Annotated in this window: 18 protein-coding genes; 10 read left to right on the top strand and 8 right to left on the bottom strand. The window is 62.8% G+C overall.

Going from position 1 to position 17191, the window contains the following annotated elements; translation table 11 throughout:
- The first annotated feature begins 16 nt into the window (after window positions 1-16).
- Window positions 17-1693 carry a ferrous iron transporter B gene (locus E8F06_RS15475; RefSeq protein WP_280368761.1) on the top strand — a complete coding sequence of 559 codons (1677 nt, stop codon included), beginning with the start codon at window positions 17-19 and terminating at the stop codon, window positions 1691-1693.
- A 1-nt stretch (window position 1694) separates the two neighbouring features.
- Complete coding sequence (gene nudC / locus E8F06_RS15470) at window positions 1695-2528, top strand: NAD(+) diphosphatase (protein ID WP_280368758.1); 834 nt, start codon at window positions 1695-1697, stop codon at window positions 2526-2528.
- Here nudC and E8F06_RS15465 read toward each other — a convergent pair.
- Entirely contained in the window at window positions 2502-3275 is a 774-nt protein-coding gene (locus tag E8F06_RS15465) for a TSUP family transporter (protein WP_280368842.1), read from the bottom strand. The genes nudC and E8F06_RS15465 overlap by 27 nt on opposite strands.
- A 106-nt stretch (window positions 3276-3381) precedes the next feature.
- On the opposite strand from E8F06_RS15465, the gene E8F06_RS15460 reads away from it, so the two are divergent.
- Window positions 3382-4032, top strand: coding sequence for a hypothetical protein (locus tag E8F06_RS15460; RefSeq protein ID WP_280368756.1), 651 nt, complete (start codon window positions 3382-3384; stop codon window positions 4030-4032).
- Between the two features lie 368 nt (window positions 4033-4400).
- Here the strand turns inward: E8F06_RS15460 and E8F06_RS15455 are convergent, their stop codons facing one another.
- The 4 genes from E8F06_RS15455 to E8F06_RS15440 form a co-directional block, all read right to left on the bottom strand.
- Window positions 4401-5168, bottom strand: a complete 768-nt coding sequence (locus E8F06_RS15455; protein ID WP_280368754.1) for an SDR family oxidoreductase — start codon at window positions 5166-5168, stop codon at window positions 4401-4403.
- A gap of 25 nt (window positions 5169-5193) precedes the next feature.
- Window positions 5194-6264, bottom strand: coding sequence for a phosphotransferase family protein (locus E8F06_RS15450; RefSeq protein ID WP_280368751.1), 1071 nt, complete (start codon window positions 6262-6264; stop codon window positions 5194-5196).
- A 206-nt stretch (window positions 6265-6470) separates the two neighbouring features.
- Complete coding sequence (locus tag E8F06_RS15445) at window positions 6471-6785, bottom strand: SCP2 sterol-binding domain-containing protein (protein WP_280368748.1); 315 nt, start codon at window positions 6783-6785, stop codon at window positions 6471-6473.
- Between the two features lie 58 nt (window positions 6786-6843).
- Entirely contained in the window at window positions 6844-7554 is a 711-nt protein-coding gene (locus E8F06_RS15440; protein ID WP_280368747.1) for a histidine phosphatase family protein, read from the bottom strand.
- A gap of 209 nt (window positions 7555-7763) precedes the next feature.
- Between E8F06_RS15440 and sohB the strand changes: the two genes are divergently transcribed.
- The 6 genes from sohB (at window position 7764) to E8F06_RS15410 (ending at window position 13072) form a co-directional block, all read left to right on the top strand.
- The gene (gene sohB / locus E8F06_RS15435) at window positions 7764-8789 is read left to right on the top strand and encodes a protease SohB (protein ID WP_280368744.1); all 1026 of its coding nucleotides are present in this window, start codon (window positions 7764-7766) and stop codon (window positions 8787-8789) included.
- Window positions 8790-8944: 155 nt separating this feature from the next.
- Window positions 8945-9112 carry a periplasmic nitrate reductase, NapE protein gene (gene napE, locus E8F06_RS15430; protein WP_280368743.1) on the top strand — a complete coding sequence of 56 codons (168 nt, stop codon included), beginning with the start codon at window positions 8945-8947 and terminating at the stop codon, window positions 9110-9112.
- A 54-nt stretch (window positions 9113-9166) separates the two neighbouring features.
- A complete protein-coding gene (locus E8F06_RS15425) occupies window positions 9167-9460 on the top strand; it encodes a chaperone NapD (RefSeq protein WP_280368741.1) in 294 nt (97 codons plus the stop codon).
- Window positions 9460-11964, top strand: coding sequence for a nitrate reductase catalytic subunit NapA (napA, locus tag E8F06_RS15420; RefSeq protein ID WP_280368739.1), 2505 nt, complete (start codon window positions 9460-9462; stop codon window positions 11962-11964). The genes E8F06_RS15425 and napA overlap by 1 nt, the downstream gene beginning before the upstream one ends.
- A gap of 10 nt (window positions 11965-11974) precedes the next feature.
- A complete protein-coding gene (locus E8F06_RS15415) occupies window positions 11975-12463 on the top strand; it encodes a nitrate reductase cytochrome c-type subunit (RefSeq protein ID WP_280368737.1) in 489 nt (162 codons plus the stop codon).
- Between the two features lie 9 nt (window positions 12464-12472).
- On the top strand, window positions 12473-13072 hold the full coding sequence (locus E8F06_RS15410) for a cytochrome c3 family protein (protein ID WP_280368735.1): 600 nt from the start codon (window positions 12473-12475) through the stop codon (window positions 13070-13072).
- A 19-nt stretch (window positions 13073-13091) separates the two neighbouring features.
- On the opposite strand, the gene E8F06_RS15405 is transcribed toward E8F06_RS15410, so the two are convergent.
- Window positions 13092-13946 (bottom strand): alpha/beta fold hydrolase, encoded by an 855-nt coding sequence (locus tag E8F06_RS15405; RefSeq protein WP_280368732.1) that lies wholly within the window; start codon window positions 13944-13946, stop codon window positions 13092-13094.
- A gap of 110 nt (window positions 13947-14056) precedes the next feature.
- Between E8F06_RS15405 and E8F06_RS15400 the strand changes: the two genes are divergently transcribed.
- Window positions 14057-14638, top strand: coding sequence for a TetR/AcrR family transcriptional regulator (locus tag E8F06_RS15400; RefSeq protein ID WP_280368730.1), 582 nt, complete (start codon window positions 14057-14059; stop codon window positions 14636-14638).
- Window positions 14639-14807: 169 nt separating this feature from the next.
- On the opposite strand, the gene E8F06_RS15395 is transcribed toward E8F06_RS15400, so the two are convergent.
- Window positions 14808-15308 (bottom strand): DUF934 domain-containing protein, encoded by a 501-nt coding sequence (locus tag E8F06_RS15395; protein WP_280368729.1) that lies wholly within the window; start codon window positions 15306-15308, stop codon window positions 14808-14810.
- Window positions 15292-16950, bottom strand: a complete 1659-nt coding sequence (locus E8F06_RS15390; protein ID WP_280368726.1) for a nitrite/sulfite reductase — start codon at window positions 16948-16950, stop codon at window positions 15292-15294. The genes E8F06_RS15395 and E8F06_RS15390 overlap by 17 nt, the downstream gene beginning before the upstream one ends.
- Window positions 16951-17191 lie beyond the last annotated feature (241 nt).

The following is a 17191-nucleotide window of genomic DNA, read 5'->3' as shown; positions in this document are numbered from 1 at the left end:
GGAGGCGCACTGAGGCATGGTCACTGGAGTCACTTCGCTGGGTCTCGTGCGCGATGAACTGTTCGCCACCATGGAGCAGGCGGAACAGAGCCTCGAGCACTTCATTGCCGAGCGCCAGAACGGCAGCCTGCTGCAACTGGCGGTGGAGGCCATGCACCAGGTGCGTGGCACGCTCAATCTGATCGAGCTGACCGGCGCCGAACTGCTGGCGCAGGAGCTGCTCGACCAGTCCACCGACATTCCCGCCGGCGCCGGCGAGGAGCGCGATGTCCAACTGGCGGCCTTGAGCAATGCACTGCACGTGCTGCGCCGCTACCTGGAAAACCTTGACGTGCATCGGCAGGAGATGCCCGAGCTGCTGCTGCCGGCCATCAACGACTTGCGCCAGGCTGGCGGCCAGCCACCGCTGCCCGAGAGCTATTTCTTCAGCGTGCGCCTGGATCAGTCGCGCCAGACAGTGGTGCCCGGTCTGCCGGAAGGCGTCGATGCCGAAGCGCTGGGACGGCGTTTCCGCCAGGCTTACCAGCAGGGCCTGCTCGGATTCCTGCGTGGTCAGAAGGTGCCGAGTGCGCTGCGCACAATGGAGCGCGCCCTGGGCGGCATTGAGCGCCTGTACGCCGATCAACCCCGCGGACGCCTGGGCTGGATTGGTGCCGCAGCCATCGAGGCGCAGCTGGACGGCCAATTACTCGCTCGCAAGTCGCGCAAGCAGCTGTTCTCCCGCGTGGACCGTGAACTCAAGCTGCTGCTGAGCAATGCCGCCTATGAAGCGCCGCGCAGCCTGCAGAAGGAACTCCTTTATCTCGTGGCCCTGGCCGACAGCCAGGGGCCGCGCTCCCGCGAGCTGCGCGAAGTCTTCGGGATGACCGCGCTGCCGTTCACTGACCAGCTTCTGGAGCAGGAATACCAGCGCCTGTCCGGCCCCGGTCAGTCGGTAATGCGCTCGCTGTCCTCGGCCATCTTCGAAGAGCTGAACAGCGTCAAGGACATGATCGACCTCATCGAGCGCGGTACCGCGCCCAGTGAGTCCTTCGGGAATCTCCATGCCCTGCTGGGCAAGCTGGCCAAGACCCTGGTCATGGTCGGGCTGAATTCTCCCGGCAATGCCCTACAGGTGCAGTTGCCGCTGGTCGCTGCCTGGAGCGCAGGCTCACCGGTGGACGCCAACGAATTGTTGAAACTGGCCGATGCCGTGCTCTACGTAGAGGGCATGGTGGCCGGCCTGGACAGCGGTGAGCGTCGCGGTGTGCGCCAGCCGGTCGAGGCGGGCCATGAGGCGGAATCCTTCGCCAACCACCAGTTGGCCGAAGCGCGCATCGTGGTGCTCGACGAAGCTCAGGCCGGTCTGGCACTGGCCAAGCGCGCCATCACTGCCTACCTGGAGTCCAATGGCGAAAAACCGCACCTGGCCAACGTGCCGGTGAGCCTGCAAGCCGTTCGCGGTGGGCTCTGGTTCCTCGGCCAGGAACGCGCAGCAGCCCTGGTTGGCTCCTGTGGCGAGTACATCCAGCAGCAGATGCTGGAGGCGTCGGCGATGCCGTCGGAGCAGATGCTGGAAACCCTGGCCGATGCCCTGACCAGCCTCGAGTACTACCTCGAAGGCGGCGCCGGCATGCGTCGTGGATTCCAGACTGATGTGCTCGACCTGGCGGCCAATAGCGTGCGGGCCCTGGGCCTGCTGGTGGCAGCCTGAGATGGCCGGTGATCGCTGGCAGTCGGGGCTGCTGGATGCCGCAACACCCGGTGGCTGGGCCGTGGTCCACTGCCGTCAGCAGTTCCTCTCCGACAGCAACGGGGTGCTCTTTCCCCGTGAGTGGTTGAAGCGCCAGGAGCTGCCGGTGCTGGCCGAGCATGGCATCGGCCATTTCGACGGTGATCCGATCTACCTGCTGGAGCTGGCCCATCCTGCTGCAGTGGACGGTTGTTACTGGCAGGGGCTGCGCCAGGTCATGCTGCAGGGCGATCCCGATATCTTCCGCATGCTCGGCTACGCCAGCCAGATTGGCACCTGGGCTGACCAGCACCGTTTCTGCGGCAGCTGCGGGCAGCGCATGGAGCGGGTTGCGGGTGAGCGTGCGATGCGTTGCCCGAGTTGCGAGGTCCACCACTATCCACGCCTGTCGCCGAGCATGATCGTGCTGGTCAGTCGTGGCGACGAGCTGTTGCTGGCGCGCTCGCCGCGCTTCGTCACTGGCGTCTACAGCACCCTGGCCGGCTTCGTCGAGCCGGGTGAGTCGGTGGAAGACTGCGTAGCCCGCGAGGTGCGGGAAGAAGTGGGCGTGGAAATCGGCAACATCCAGTACATCGCCAGCCAGAACTGGCCGTTCCCGCATTCGCTGATGCTGGGCTTCCATGCCGAGTACCGCAGCGGAGACATCGTGCCGCAGCCGGGCGAGATCGAAGATGCCCGCTGGTTCCGCGTGGATGCGCTGCCACCCTTGCCGGCGCAGCGCTCCATCGCGCGTTACCTCATCGACCTCTATGTAGCGCGGCGTCTCGGCTTAGCCGAACCAGTGCTGCCACACTAGGCGCGCGGTCAGCGCCAACACCACCATGATGAACACCGGGCGGATGAACTTGGCACCGCCCTGGATGGCGGTGCGCGCGCCGAGGAAGGCGCCCGCCATGAGTGCGATGCCCATGCTGATCCCCAGTGCCCAGGCCACCTGGCCAGCGGCGATGAAGACCACCAGTGCCATGGCGTTGCTGACGAAGTTCATGCTGCGGGCAACGCCGCTGGCACGCACCAGGTCCAGGGGATAGAGCAGCAGGCTGCTGACCGTCCAGAAGGCGCCCGTGCCGGGGCCGGCGACACCGTCGTAGAACCCGAGGCCAAGCCCTTGGGGCCATTGACGACGACGGGCGATGGGCGCGTCCTCATGGTGCTGGACATCCGGGGTCTTGCCGAACAGCAGGTAGAGGCCACATCCGAATACCACCACCGGCAGCATCTGATTGAGCCATTCGGCGGGCAGCCAGTGGGCGATCACCGCGCCTAGGGCCGCGCCGATGGCGGTTGCGATCAGCGCATTGCGCCATTTCGACGGGTCGAACAACTTGCGGCGGTAGAAGGTGTAGCTGGCAGTGGCTGAGCCGAAGGTGGCGCAGAGCTTGTTGGTGCCCAGCACCAGGTGGGGTGGCAGGCCGGCGGTGAGCAGGGCAGGGATGGTCAGCAGGCCGCCGCCGCCAGCGATGGCATCGATGAATCCGGCAAGGAAGGCAACAGCGGCGAGAATCGCCAGGGTGGCGGGATCGACCGCCAGCTCGAAGGGGATTGGCATGGAAAACGAGGTCCGTGTCTACAACTGCCGCGTGGCTTGTGGCTGCGGCGGGGGGAGTTGCGCATAATGCCGGCATTTTCAAGCATAAGGAATGGGCTCCATGCAGTATGACGGCCTGGCCTGGGCAGCCGCCCTGCTGGCAGTGTTGGTCGCGGTCGTAGCCGGACGCATCCTCTTCGATCGCAGCTGGTTTCTCGGCTGGCTTCGTGGCACCTGCGGCCTCGCTTTCCTGGCCCTGGCGCTGCTGGTAGCGCTGGTCGCCCGGGACCTGTGGAGCTACGACGCGCTTCCCGAAGACAAGCCGCTGGTGACCCTGAGCTTCAAGTCCCTGGGGCCGCAGAGCTATGAGGTCACCCTGCTGGAAGGGGCCATCGAGCGCGAGGTGCTGCTGGATGGCGACCTCTGGCAACTGGATGCGCGGCTGTTCAAGTGGAAAGGACTGGGCAACCTGCTGGGGCTGCAACCGGGCTATCGCCTGGAGCGTCTGTCGGGCCGCTTCCTGGCCATCGAACAGCAGAACCTGGCCCAGCATCCGCGCGCGCAGCTGGCGAGCAGCCTCTACGGCGTCGACTTTTGGCGCTGGCTACGTATGGCCCAGCGTGACTTCTTCCTCTTCGTGCCCGAGGCGCAGCGGGTGACCTATCTGCCCATGGCTGATGGCGCGGTCTATTCGGTGAGCCTGTCACCCACCGGCCTGCTGGCCCAGCCGCTGAACCCGGTGGCCAAGGAAGCGTTGAAGGACTGGCGCTGATTCCAGGACAACGCCATAGCCCTGTAGGGTGGATGGCGCTTTTTCATCCACCAGCGGCGCTATGCCGGGCCACGAATGGTGGACCGGTGAAGCGTGGTCCACCCTACGGCTCTGTTCGCGAGCAAGCTCGCTCCTACACGTTCGGTCATGAGCCAGGTGCAGAGATCATGCGCTAGCCCTGTAGGGTGGATGGCGCTTTTTTCATCCACCAGCGGCGCCATGCGGGGCCTCGAATGGTGAACCGGGAGAGCAGGCTCTATCGGTGTCCGGGGCCAGAAGAAGCGCAGTCGTTCGTATGTTCGGTTCCACGAAATTGCAGGCATGAAAAAAGGGAGCCATCAGGCTCCCTTTTTTCATGGGCGTGATCCTCAGGAGAGGAAGCCGCCGTCGACGTTGAGGGCAACGCCGGTGGTGTAGCTGGAGGCAGCACTGGCCAGATACAGCACGGCACCGGCCATTTCGCTCGGGTCAGCCACGCGCTTCAGCGGGATGCGCTGCAGGGCGACTTCGCGGATGGCATCGTTCTTCACCAGGGCCGAGGCGAACTTGGTGTCGGTCAGGCCCGGGAGCAGGGCGTTGCAGCGGATGCCGAACTGGGCGCATTCCTTGGCGAACACCTTGGTCATGCTGATCACGGCGGCCTTGGTCACGGAATAGATGCCCTGGAACTCGCCCGGGGAAACACCGTTGATGGACGCGACGTTGATGATGCTGCCACCACCGTTCTGCTTCATCAGCTTGCCGCCTTCGATGGACATGAAGTAGTAGCCACGGATGTTGACGTCCACGGTTTTCTGGAAGGCCGAGAGGTCGGTGTCCAGCACGTTGCAGAACTGCGGGTTGGTGGCGGCGTTGTTGACCAGGATGTCGAGGCGGCCGAACTTCTCGCGGATCTCGGCGAAGACGCTCTGGATCTGCTCCATTTCACCGATATGGCAGGCGATGGCGGTGGCCTTGCCACCCTCGGCGATGATGGCATCGGCAACGGCCTGGCAGCCCTCGATCTTGCGGCTGGAGACGATCACGTGGGCGCCTTGCTGGGCCAGCAGCTTGGCGATGGATTCACCGATACCGCGGCTGGCGCCGGAAACGAAGGCGATCTTGCCGTCGAGGTCGAACAGGTTAGTCTTGGACATGGGATTCCCCTTGTTGTAAGCCGGTTTACAGCCGTGATTGCTTGATGACTTGCAGGCTCATCTGCTCCAGCAGCTTGTTCATGTGGATGAACTGGGCGAAGCGCTTGTCCTGGGTCTGTCCGTGGAAATAGCGGTAGTAGATCTGCTGCACGATGCCAGCCAGGCGGAACAGGCCGTAGGTGTAGTAGAAGTCGAGGTTGGTGATGGGCGGCAGGCCGGCGCGTTCGGCGTAATAGTCGGCGAACTCCTGGCGGGTGAGCATGCCCGGCAGATGGCTCGGCTGGCGGCGCATCAGTTGCACCGGGGCCGGGTCCTTTGCCTCGATCCAGTAGGCGAGGGTGTTGCCCAGGTCCATCAGCGGATCGCCGATGGTGGTGAGCTCCCAGTCCAGCACGCCGATGATCTTCATCGGGTTGGCCGGGTCGAGGATCACGTTGTCGAAGCGGTAGTCGTTGTGGACGATGGCCGGCTTGTGGTGGTCGGCGGGCATCTTGTCCTTGAGCCAGGCCTTGACCGGCTCCCAGGTCGGTGCGTCCGGAGTCAGGGCTTTCTCATAGCGGTCGCTCCAACCGGCGATCTGGCGTTGCACGTAGCCTTCCGGCTTGCCCAGGTCGCCCAGGCCGCAGGCGTTGTAGTCGACGTTGTGAAGCTCAACCAGCTTGTCGATGAAGCTCAGGCACAGTTCGCGGGCCTGGCTTTCTTCAAGCTTCAGGTCGGCCGGCAGGTCAGCCCGCAGGATCACGCCCTTCACCCGATCCATCACGTAGAACTCGGCGCCGATCACCGACTCGTCAGTGCAGTGCACGTGGGCTTTCGGGCAGTAGGGGAAGCCGGCGTTGAGCTGGTTGAGGATGCGGAACTCGCGACCCATGTCGTGGGCGGACTTGGCTTTGTGGCCAAAGGGCGGACGGCGCAGCACGAATTCCCGGTTGGGGTATTCCAGCAGGTACGTCAGGTTGGAGGCGCCGCCCGGGAACTGGCTGATGCGCGGCGTTCCGTCCAGGCCGGGAATGTTGGCCTTGAGGTACTGGTCGATAACGGCGGCGTCGAGCTCTTCGCCTTCGCGGATGCGGGTGGACTGATCAGTAAGCGTCATGCTTATCCCTTCTGTTTATGATGGGGGCCCGAGATTATTCGCTAATCTAATGCCGCCTTGGGGGCGTCACAAGCCGAACGAGCCGTTATAGACAAAGGTGTTGCAGCACAATCAGGCTGCCTGATTCGCCCACAGTGCATGCATTGGGCGAAAAAAAACCGGAGCCCTGGGACTCCGGTTCTTCGTTCTGGATCTCAGCGTAAAGCTTAGACCGGGAACAGTTCGCCAAGCTTCATAGCCAGCATCATGTCGCCTTCGGCGCGCAGCTTGCCGGCCATGAAAGCCTGCATGCCGTCGGTTTCGCCGGTCATGATGCCAACCAGGGTGGCGCTGTCCATGATCAGGGTGACGTTCGGGTTGGCGGCGTCGCCCTGCTGCACGTCGCAGGTACCGTCTTTGACTGCCAGGTAGTGGTTGTCGCCGTCTTCGATGTTGAACTGGAACACCAGGTCCAGGCCAGCGGCGGCACCGGCGTTGAACTTGGACTGCATGGTTTTGACGATGTCAGCAACGTTGGTCATGGTGTTTTCCTTTTTCTAGGGTTTTTTCAGCGGCCTATCCGGCCGCAGTAGGCCGGGCTCAGCGATAGGTGATGAGCTCCGGCGCCTTCAACAGTTCCAGATGCACATGACTGTTGAAGGAAGCCAGGGTCACCTCGCTGCCGCGGAACTTCAGGCGATTGAGCGAGGTGTTGACGATCTGCCAGTTGAGGCCGAAGGCGTTCTCGGCCGGGATGCCGGTCACCAGGTGGAGTAGGGCGGTGATGGTGCCGCCGGAGGTGAACACGGCGATGTTCTGCTTGTTGTCCGCTTCGGCCAGGATGCGCTCCAGGCCGCCGCGAACCTGCTCGACGAAGTCCTTCCAGCTTTGCAGGTCGGGCACGTCGTGTTCACCAGAGACCCAGCGCAGCACCAGCTTGGAAAACAGGCGCTGGAACTCGGCGCGATTCTGCGCGCCATTGCGTAGCACGTGCAGGGCTTCGGGTTCTTCGGTGAGCAGGTCGGGGAGCAGGGCGCGGATCATTGCGTCTGCGTCGAATTCGTTGAAGGCCGGATCGATCTGGATCGCAGGAGCGCCGAGGCCGACAGCGTCGAACTGCGCCAGTGCGGCCTGGGCGGTGTGTTGCTGGCGTCGCAGATCGCCGCTGTAGCAACGATCAAGGCGCAGGCCTAGTTGGGCAAGGTGGGCGCCCAGCACTTCGGCCTGGCGGATACCGATGGGCGAGAGCACATCGTAGTCATCGGCACCGAAGGAAGCCTGGCCATGTCGAATCAGGTAGATACTGCCCACGTACTGGCGTCCCGTGAGGTTGAAAGTTCCGCGAAGATATGGGGAAGCCCGGGGCCTGTCAACGAAAAAACATACGCTTGTTTGAATGCATTCCCACTGTTTATGAAGACGTTTCCAGTCGCTGGCGAGCCGGGGGTGGCGCCGTTATGCTTGCTGGTCGTCGCGCCGCCGAAAGGCTGGCGCCAGGAGGGATTACAAGGGGGATACAAGTGGAGTTCTTTGCCGATTACGCAGGCTTTCTGGCCAGGACCGTTACCGTGCTGGTGGCCATCCTGGTGGTGCTGGCAGCCATTGCTGCACTGCGTGGCCGCAATCGCCGCGTTGCCAGCGGTCATCTGGATGTACGCAAGCTCAACGATTTCTACAAGGGCCTGCGCGAGCGCCTGGAACATTCGGTGCTGGATAAGGCGCAGCTGAAGGCTGCGCAAAAGGCCGAGGCCAAGGCAGCGAAGCAGTCGAAGAAAGCTGGCAAGCACAAGCCTCGGGTGTTCGTGCTGGATTTCGATGGCGACATCAAGGCGTCGGCCACCGATCACCTGCGCCATGAAGTGACCGCGCTGCTGTCCATGGCCACGGACAAGGACGAAGTGGTGGTGCGCCTGGAAAGTGGTGGCGGCATGGTGCACAGCTACGGCCTGGCGTCTTCGCAGCTGGCGCGCATTCGTGATGCAGGCGTGCCGCTGACCGTCTGCGTGGACAAAGTGGCGGCCAGCGGCGGCTACATGATGGCGTGCATCGGCGACAAGATCCTCGCTGCGCCGTTCTCCATCATCGGCTCCATCGGCGTCGTCGCGCAGTTGCCCAACGTGCATCGCCTGCTGAAGAAGCACGACATCGATTTCGAGGTGCTCACCGCCGGCGAGTACAAGCGCACCCTCACCGTGTTCGGCGAGAACACCGACAAGGGCCGGCAGAAGTTCCAGGAAGACCTGGAAGCCACCCACGAGCTGTTCAAGGGCTTCGTCGGGCGCTATCGCCCTCAGCTGGATATGGCCGAAATCGCCACGGGTGAGGTCTGGCTGGGCATGGCAGCGCGGGACAAGCAACTGGTGGATGAGCTGAGTACCAGCGACGAGTACCTCGCCGCGCGTGCCAAGGAAGCGGAGCTGTTCCATCTGCATTTCGCCGCTCGCAAGAGCTTGCAGGAGCGCGTCGGGCTTGCCGCCAGCATGGCGGTCGATCGCGTGCTGCTGAGTTGGTGGGAACGGTTGAGCCAGCAGCGCTTCTGGCAGTGACGCTGATCGCTGCCAAAGCGTTCTGATCGCGGCGTCTCGATTCCTTCATGTCGATTCGCCGCGTGCTTTCGTCGCACTCGGTTCCGCTTACTCTTCGCTGCACTTCCGTCTGCATGATCTAGGCTAACTCCTGTTGCTGACGGAGATCTGCTGCCATGACTGCCGATAGCAGGGGTGACACGAGCAAGCGCAAGGAAACCCGGCTATTCCTGTTCCTAGTGGCCTGCCTGTTTCCCATCCTTTCCGTGATGATCGTCGGTGGCTACGGCTTCATCGTCTGGATGTACCAGATGATCGCCGGGCCGCCGGGCCCGCCTGTGTAACGCGCCCGCGCGCTCCTCGCCCATAGTCAGATCGAACCCATGAGGCCAAGGACGATGCCGGAATCTCTGCACATCGCCAGTCTGATCGTACATCTCCATCCCCGCCTGCTTGCCGCGGTGAAAGACAACCTGCGCCGGATACCGGACCTCGAGCTCCACCAGGAGAGCCCCGAAGGCAAGCTGGTGGTTGTGCTCGAAGCACGGGATGAAAGCAGGATTCTTGCGACCCTCGACAGCATCCAGAACCTGCCGGGCGTGCTCAACGCCGCGCTGGTCTATCACGAAATCCTCGACGATCCGGAGCTCACCGAACTGACCGTGGACGGGAATCACACCGGAGATGCCTGATGAAACTCACTCGCCGTGAATTCGCCAAGGCCAATGCCGCTGCCATCGCGGCTGCGGCCGTCGGCCTGCCGATCTTCAGCACCGCCAGCAACCTCATCACCGAATCGGACATGACCCGCCTGGAATGGAACAAGGCACCCTGCCGGTTCTGCGGCACCGGGTGCGGGGTAATGGTTGCCACCCGCGATGGCAAGGTCGTCGCGACCCACGGCGATATCAAGGCCGAGGTGAACCGTGGCATCAACTGCGTGAAGGGCTATTTCCTGTCGAAGATCATGTACGGCAGTGATCGCCTGACCGAACCGCTGCTGCGCATGAAGGACGGCAAGTTCGACAAGCAGGGAGAGTTCCAGCCCATTAGCTGGGACCAGGCGTTCGACATCATGGCGGAGAAGTTCAAGGCCTCCCTAAAGGCCAAGGGGCCAGGCTCCATCGGCATGTTCGGCTCCGGTCAGTGGACGATCTGGGAAGGGTATGCCGCGAACAAGTTGTTCAAGGCCGGATTCCGCTCCAACAACATCGACCCCAACGCCCGCCATTGCATGGCTTCCGCCGTGATGGGTTTCATGCGCACGTTCGGCATGGATGAGCCAATGGGTTGCTATGACGATATCGAGGCCACGGACACCTTCGTGCTCTGGGGTTCGAACATGGCCGAGATGCATCCGGTGCTCTGGTCGCGGGTCACCGATCGCCGGCTCAGTGCGCCCCAGGTCAAGGTCGCGGTGCTGTCCACCTTCCAGCACCGCAGCTTCGATCTCGCGGACATCCCCATGGTGTTCAAGCCGCAGAGCGACCTGTTCATCCTTAACTACATCGCCAACCACATCATCCAGAGCGGCGCGGTCAATCAGGACTTCATCGACAAACACGTCAGGTTCGCCCACGGCGCCGAGGACATCGGCTACGGACTACGGCCCACTGACCCGCTGGAACAAAAGGCGAAGAATGCCGCCAAGGCCAACACCTGGTCGGACATCGGTTTCGATGAGTTCGCCGCCTACGTCAAACCCTACACCCTCGAACGTGCGGCCAAGGAGTCCGGGGTTTCCGCTACGCACCTGAAAGCCCTGGCCGAGATGTATGCCGATCCGAAGCGCAAGGTGGTGTCGTTCTGGACCATGGGTTTCAACCAGCACACGCGTGGGGTCTGGGCAAACAACCTGATCTACAACATTCACCTTCTCACCGGGAAGATCAGTGAAGAGGGCAACAGCCCGTTCTCTCTCACCGGCCAGCCCTCCGCCTGCGGCACTGCCCGGGAAGTCGGTACCTTCTCTCATCGCCTTCCCGCCGACCTGTTGGTGGCCAATCCGAAGCATCGGGAAACCGCCGAGAAAATCTGGAAGGTTCCACCCGGCACGATCCAGGAAAAGCCAGGTTTCCACGCTGTCGAGCAGAGTCGGATGCTCAAGGATGGTGTGCTCAACGTCTACTGGCAGCAGGTCAGCAACAACATCCAGGCGGGCCCGAACCTGATGCAGGAAACCCTGCCTGGATGGCGCAACCCGGATAACTTCGTGATCGTTTCCGATGTCTATCCGACCACGTCGGCCCAGGCCGCGGATCTGATCCTGCCCAGCGCCATGTGGGTGGAGAAAGAGGGAGCCTATGGCAATGCTGAACGCCGTACGCAGTTCTGGCATCAACTGGTCAGTGCGCCGGGTCAGGCCAGGTCCGATCTCTGGCAACTGGTGGAATTCTCCAAGCGCTTCACCACCGACGAGGTCTGGCCAGAAGAGTTGCTGGCCACGGCGCCCGGACTCAAGGGCAAGACGCTTTTCGAGGTGCTCTTCAAGAATGGCCAAGTCGATGCCTATGGCTCAGAGGAGGTCGCCCAGGGCTACGCCAATGACGAAGCCAAGGCGTTCGGTTTCTACCTCCAGAAGGGCCTGTTCGAGGAGTACGCCAGTTTCGGTCGCGGCCACGGGCACGACCTGGCTCCCTTCGACGCGTATCACGAGGCGCGTGGGCTGCGCTGGCCGGTGGTGGATGGCAAGGAAACCCGCTGGCGTTACCGGGAGGGGCACGATCCCTATGTCACCAAGGGCAGCGGCGTGCAGTTCTACGGCTATCCGGACAAGAAGGCGATCATCTTCGCGCTGCCCTACGAGCCGCCAGCCGAGATGCCGGACCAGGAATTTCCCTTCTGGCTGAGCACCGGGCGGGTGCTGGAACACTGGCACACCGGCACCATGACGGCGCGCGTTCCCGAACTCTACAAGGCGGTTCCCGATGCGCTGGTCTACATGCATCCCGATGACGCACGGGAGCTGAAGCTGCGCCGTGGCAGTGAGGTGAAGGTCGTCAGCCGACGCGGCGAGATCCGTGCGCGGGTGGAAACGCGTGGGCGCAACAAGCCACCGCAAGGGTTGGTGTTCGTACCCTTCTTCGATGCCAACAAGCTGATCAACAAGGTCACCCTGGATGCCACTGACCCCATCTCCAAGCAGACCGACTTCAAGAAGTGCGCGGTCCGCATAGAACTGGTCAGCCTGGCGTGAGGACGCAGACATGAAACGGATCACCCTCGCGCTCCTCGCCCTGCTGTGCAGCGTGACGGCATTGGCCGCCGACCCTGGTTATCCTCTGGACGCTCCCGCACCCGACGGCCGCCGCCCCGGTGGCAGCCTGGCCGAGTCGCAGCCGGCGCCACCGCTGGCCAATGACGAGAACAAGGACTTGCGACGCGAACGCAACTATCCCGAACAGCCGCCCACCATCCCCCACAGCATCCGGGGCTACCTGATCGACATCAACAGCAACAAGTGCCTGACCTGCCACAGCCGGGCTGCAAGCGCCAAGACGCAGGCGCCGATGATCAGCATCACCCATTACATGGACCGGGACGGCCAGGCACTGGCCGCGGTGGCACCCAGACGCTACTTCTGCACCCAGTGCCACGTGGTGCAGAAGGACGTGCAGCCCCTGGTCGGCAACACCTACGAGAATATCGACCAGTTGCTCCAGCGACAGGCAGAGAGCACCGGGAAGAAGCCCTGAGGAGCCACCATGAAAGCACTTTTCGCCTGGTTCCTCGGGTACTGGAGCATCCTGCGCCGACCCAGCGTGCACTACAGCCTGGGCTTCCTGACCCTGTCCGGATTCATCGCCGGGATCATCTTCTGGGGCGGCTTCAACACGGCGCTGGAGGCGACCAATACCGAGACATTCTGCATCTCTTGCCACGAGATGCGGGACAATGTCTATGCGGAACTCAAGGACACGATCCACTACACCAATCGCTCCGGTGCGCGCGCGACCTGCCCGGACTGTCATGTGCCGCACAAGTGGACTGACAAGATCGCGCGCAAGATGCAGGCCTCGAAGGAAGTCTGGGGCAAGGTCTTCGGCACCATCGATACCCGCGACAAGTTCCTGGCCTTGAGGCGGGAACTCGCCGAGCACGAATGGGCGAGGCTCAAGGCCAACGACTCGCTGGAATGTCGCAATTGCCACAACTTCGACTACATGGACTTCACCCGCCAAGGGCAGCGTGCGCGGCAGATGCACTCCACCGCGCTGGCTTCTGGCGAAGCGACCTGCATCGACTGCCACAAGGGGATCGCGCACCACCTACCCGACATGACGGGCGTGAAAGGGTGGCAATAGCGGCCCTGGTCGGTGGGCATCAGGCCAGCTCAGGGAGCAGCACATCATTCCACAGGGACTGTTCAAACTGCGGTTTGAAGAAGCCGAAGTGGCCAATGTTCTTTACGCCCACATCCGCCGGGGCAATACGCTTGAAGCGCTTCTCGGCCTGGCGATAGAAACTGTGCAGTGACTCGGTATTGCGCCCGGACATCATCTCGTCATCGGTAAAGGAAATGGAGGTGATGGGCGTGCACACCGCAGAGTAGGCCGCGCGCACGTTCTCGCCTTCAGCGCCCACGGCGTACTCCGGATCCAGGCACCAGCGGCGCCACTGATTGATCACGCCCTTGGGCAGGTCGCCCACCATGCCCAGTCGCTTGCCGGGGAAGTAGCCGGCCAGGGGCGTCACCAGCGGTGCTATCAGGAACCACAGTAGCCAGGCACGGCTACGGAGTTCGGCGGTGTTCTCACGCCAGTAGCCGCTGCCGGTGGCGATGGTCAGTGCCTTGCTGATGCGCTCGGTGCCTTCGACGAAGGGCAGGATCTGCCCGCCCAGGCTGTGGCCGATCCAGTACAGCGGCTTGTCGCCGGCGGCGTTTGCCACTAGCGAGAGCATGGTGCTGCAGTCGTGGCGGGCCCAGTCGAGGATGTCCACATCCAGATTGCGCAGGTGGCCATTGCGCGACTGTCCCATTCCGACGTAGTCGAACGTGGCAACCAGATAGCCGCGTTCGGCAAGCCAGGTGGCGAAGGGCGCGTAATAGCGCTGTGGCACGCCCATGGCGGGTACTATGAGCACCGCGGCCTGCACCTCGCCTTTCGGGCGGAACCAGGTGGCGCTGATGAAGTGGCCGTTGCCATTGTCGATCCGGGTTTCTGTCGAACTGGTCATTGCATCCGTCCTGGCGTGGAAAGGGCTTCTGGAAATACGCGAATCCCGGCAGTATACGAAAGCTAGAAAGTTATTCTAGAAAAATATTCTAGTCTCATCAGAGGACATTCATGGGCCGTCCCTCCCGCAAAGACGACATTCTCCAGGCCGCCCTGGCCTGCTTCAGCGAGCAGGGCGTGGATGCCACCACCATCGAGATGATCCGCGACCGTTCCGGCGCCAGCATTGGTAGCCTCTACCACCACTTCGGCAACAAGGAGCGGATCATCGCGGCGCTCTACCTGGAGGGCGTGGGCGGCTACGCGCGTCTGCTTGAGGCGGGCTTCGCCAGGGTGGAAGGCGCCGAGGCGTGCATCAAGCTGCTGGTAGGTTGCTATGTCGACTGGGTACTGGCGAACCCTGACTGGGCGCGCTTCATCCTGCACAGCCGGGGGAGGGTGGAAGCGAGCGAGCTGGGTGGACAATTGCGTGAAGCCAACCGCCTGCACCACGGACGCATCGATGAAGTCCTGCGGCCTTACCGTGAGTCGGGTGCCTACCGCGAGATGCCGCGGGATTGCTTCGTCTCCGTGGTCATCGGACCGGTGCAGGATTTCACCCGCAACTGGTTGGCCGGGCGAACCCGTACCAGCCTGGCGGACTGCCGCGAGCTGTTCATGCAAGTGGCGTGGGATGCGGTTCGTGCTGGGTAACTGTAGGGGCGAATTTATTCGCCAACCGGACCGAAGGTTCGGCCCTCAATAAGTCGGGGCAGCTGCGCCGCCCTTGGCGAATGAATTCGCCCCCACAGAGATATAGGCCAATTGGGACATCGCCAAACAAAAAGCCCCGCGATTGCGGGGCTTTTTATTGGTGCAGCGGTTAGGCCGTGCGACGGCGGAACAGCGGCAGGGTCTGGTCGCTGGATGCCTGGTAGACCTCGGCAAACTCTTCGAAGGCCTTGAGGGCGTCCTGCGGATCCTTGTCCGCGCGCAGGGCAAAGGCGTCGAAACCGCAACGCTTGAGGGCCCAGAGCTGATCACGCAGTACATCGCCGATGGCGCGTACTTCACCCTTGTAGCCGTAGCGCTGGCGCAGCAGGTAGGCGGTGGAGGAGTGACGGCCATCGGTGAAGGCCGGGAAGTTCAGCGCGATGACCTGGAAGAACTCCAGTTGGTCGGCGATTTCCTCGATTTCCTCGTCGCTGTCCAGCCACACACCCAGGCCGCCGTCGCGGGCTTTCAGTGCGTGAGCGTGGTCGCGCCAGAGGGCCAGCGGGACGATGATGTCGTCGCAGTTGGGAACGCCGTCCAGGGTCGCGTCCTTGGTCAGCAGGTGCCAGGTTTCGTCGATCACCTGGCCGTTCTTAATGATTCGCTGCATATACGCGCTCCTTGAACGGGTCGATACCGATACGGCGGAAGGTGTCGAGGAATTGCTCGTCTTCGGTGCGCTGTTCCACGTAGACCTTGATGATCTTCTCGATCACATCGGCCATTTCGTCCTGGGCGAAGGACGGGCCGAGGATCTGCGCCAGGCTGGCGTCACGGCCGGCACTGCCGCCGAGGGATACCTGGTAGAACTCCTGGCCTTTCTTGTCCACGCCGAGGATGCCGATGTGGCCCACGTGGTGGTGGCCGCAGGCGTTCATGCAGCCGGAAATGTTCAGGTCGAGGTTGCCGATGTCGAACAGGTAGTCCAGGTCGTCGAAGCGGCGCTGGATGGCTTCGGCCACCGGGATCGACTTGGCGTTGGCCAGGGAGCAGAAGTCGCCGCCCGGGCAGCAGATAATGTCGGTCAGCAGGCCCACGTTCGGGGTGGCGAAACCGAGTTCGCGCAGTTCGCCCCACAGGGTGAACAGCTGGGACTGCTCGACGTCGGCCAGGATGATGTTCTGGTTATGGCTGTTGCGCACTTCACCGAAGCTGTAGCGATCGGCCAGATCGGCGATGGCGTCCAGCTGCTTGTCGGTGACGTCGCCAGGTGCCACGCCAGTGGGCTTGAGCGACAGGGTTACTGCGGCGTAGCCGGGCTTCTTGTGGGCGATGACGTTGCGCACGCGCCAGCGGGCGAAGCCGGGGTGCTCGGCTTCCAGTGCGGCGAGAGCGGCGTCCTGGTCTTCCAGGGCCTTGTACGACGGATCGACGAAGTGCTTGGCAACGCGTGCCACTTCTTCTTCGGTCAGGGTGGTGGGGCCATCCTTCAGGTGGGCCCACTCGGCGTTCACGCGCTCAGCGAAGACTTCGGGGGTCAGCGCCTTGACGAGGATCTTGATCCGCGCCTTGTACTTGTTATCGCGACGGCCATAGCGGTTGTACACGCGCAGGATGGCGTCGAGATAGCTGATCAGGTGCTGCCAGGGCAGGAATTCATTGATGAAGCTGCCGACGATCGGGGTACGGCCCAGGCCGCCGCCCACGGATACGCGGAAGCCCAGCTCGCCGGCAGCGTTCTGTACTGCTTCCAGGCCGATGTCGTGGACTTCGATAGCAGCGCGGTCGCTCACGGCGCCATTGACGGCGATCTTGAACTTGCGCGGCAGGTGGGAGAATTCCGGGTGGAAGGTGGACCACTGACGGATGATCTCGCACCAGGGGCGCGGGTCGACGAGTTCGTCACGGGCGACGCCGGCGAACTGGTCGGTGGTGGTGTTGCGGATGCAGTTGCCGCTGGTCTGGATGGCGTGCATCTGCACGGTGGCCAGCTCGGCGAGAATTTCCGGCACGTCTTCCAGTTCCGGCCAGTTGTACTGGACGTTCTGGCGGGTGCTGATGTGGGCGTAGCCCTTGTCGTAGTCGCGAGCGATCTGAGCCAGCTTGCGCACCTGCACGGAAGAAAGCAGGCCATAGGGCACGGCGACGCGCAGCATGGGCGCGAAGCGCTGGATATACAGGCCGTTCTGCAGGCGCAGCGGGCGGAATTCCTCTCCCGAAAGCGTGCCTTCCAGATAGCGGCGGGTCTGATCGCGGAACTGCTTGACGCGGTCCTCGACGATCCGTTGATCGTACTCGTCGTATACGTACATGAAATGTCCTGTTATCAGGCTGTTTACAGCTTTTCTGCGCGCACGGCCGCGCACTCCCCGCGGAGCCGGAGGAAGATACCAGTTCGTGGTTATGCGCAAAAGTGATGTTTGAGTATATGTAAAGAACCAAAAGTTATGGCTTTGTACGGGTGCATAACCCTTCGGCTTGAGGCGCTGCGGGGGCTGGTCTTTACTCGAAGTGCAAGCCGCCTATAACCACAACAACCGGGGGACGCCATGA

The organism is Pseudomonas sp. BN411, from assembly GCF_029871235.1.
GTDB lineage: Bacteria > Pseudomonadota > Gammaproteobacteria > Pseudomonadales > Pseudomonadaceae > Metapseudomonas.
This window is presented reverse-complemented; position numbering and strand designations above follow the sequence as displayed.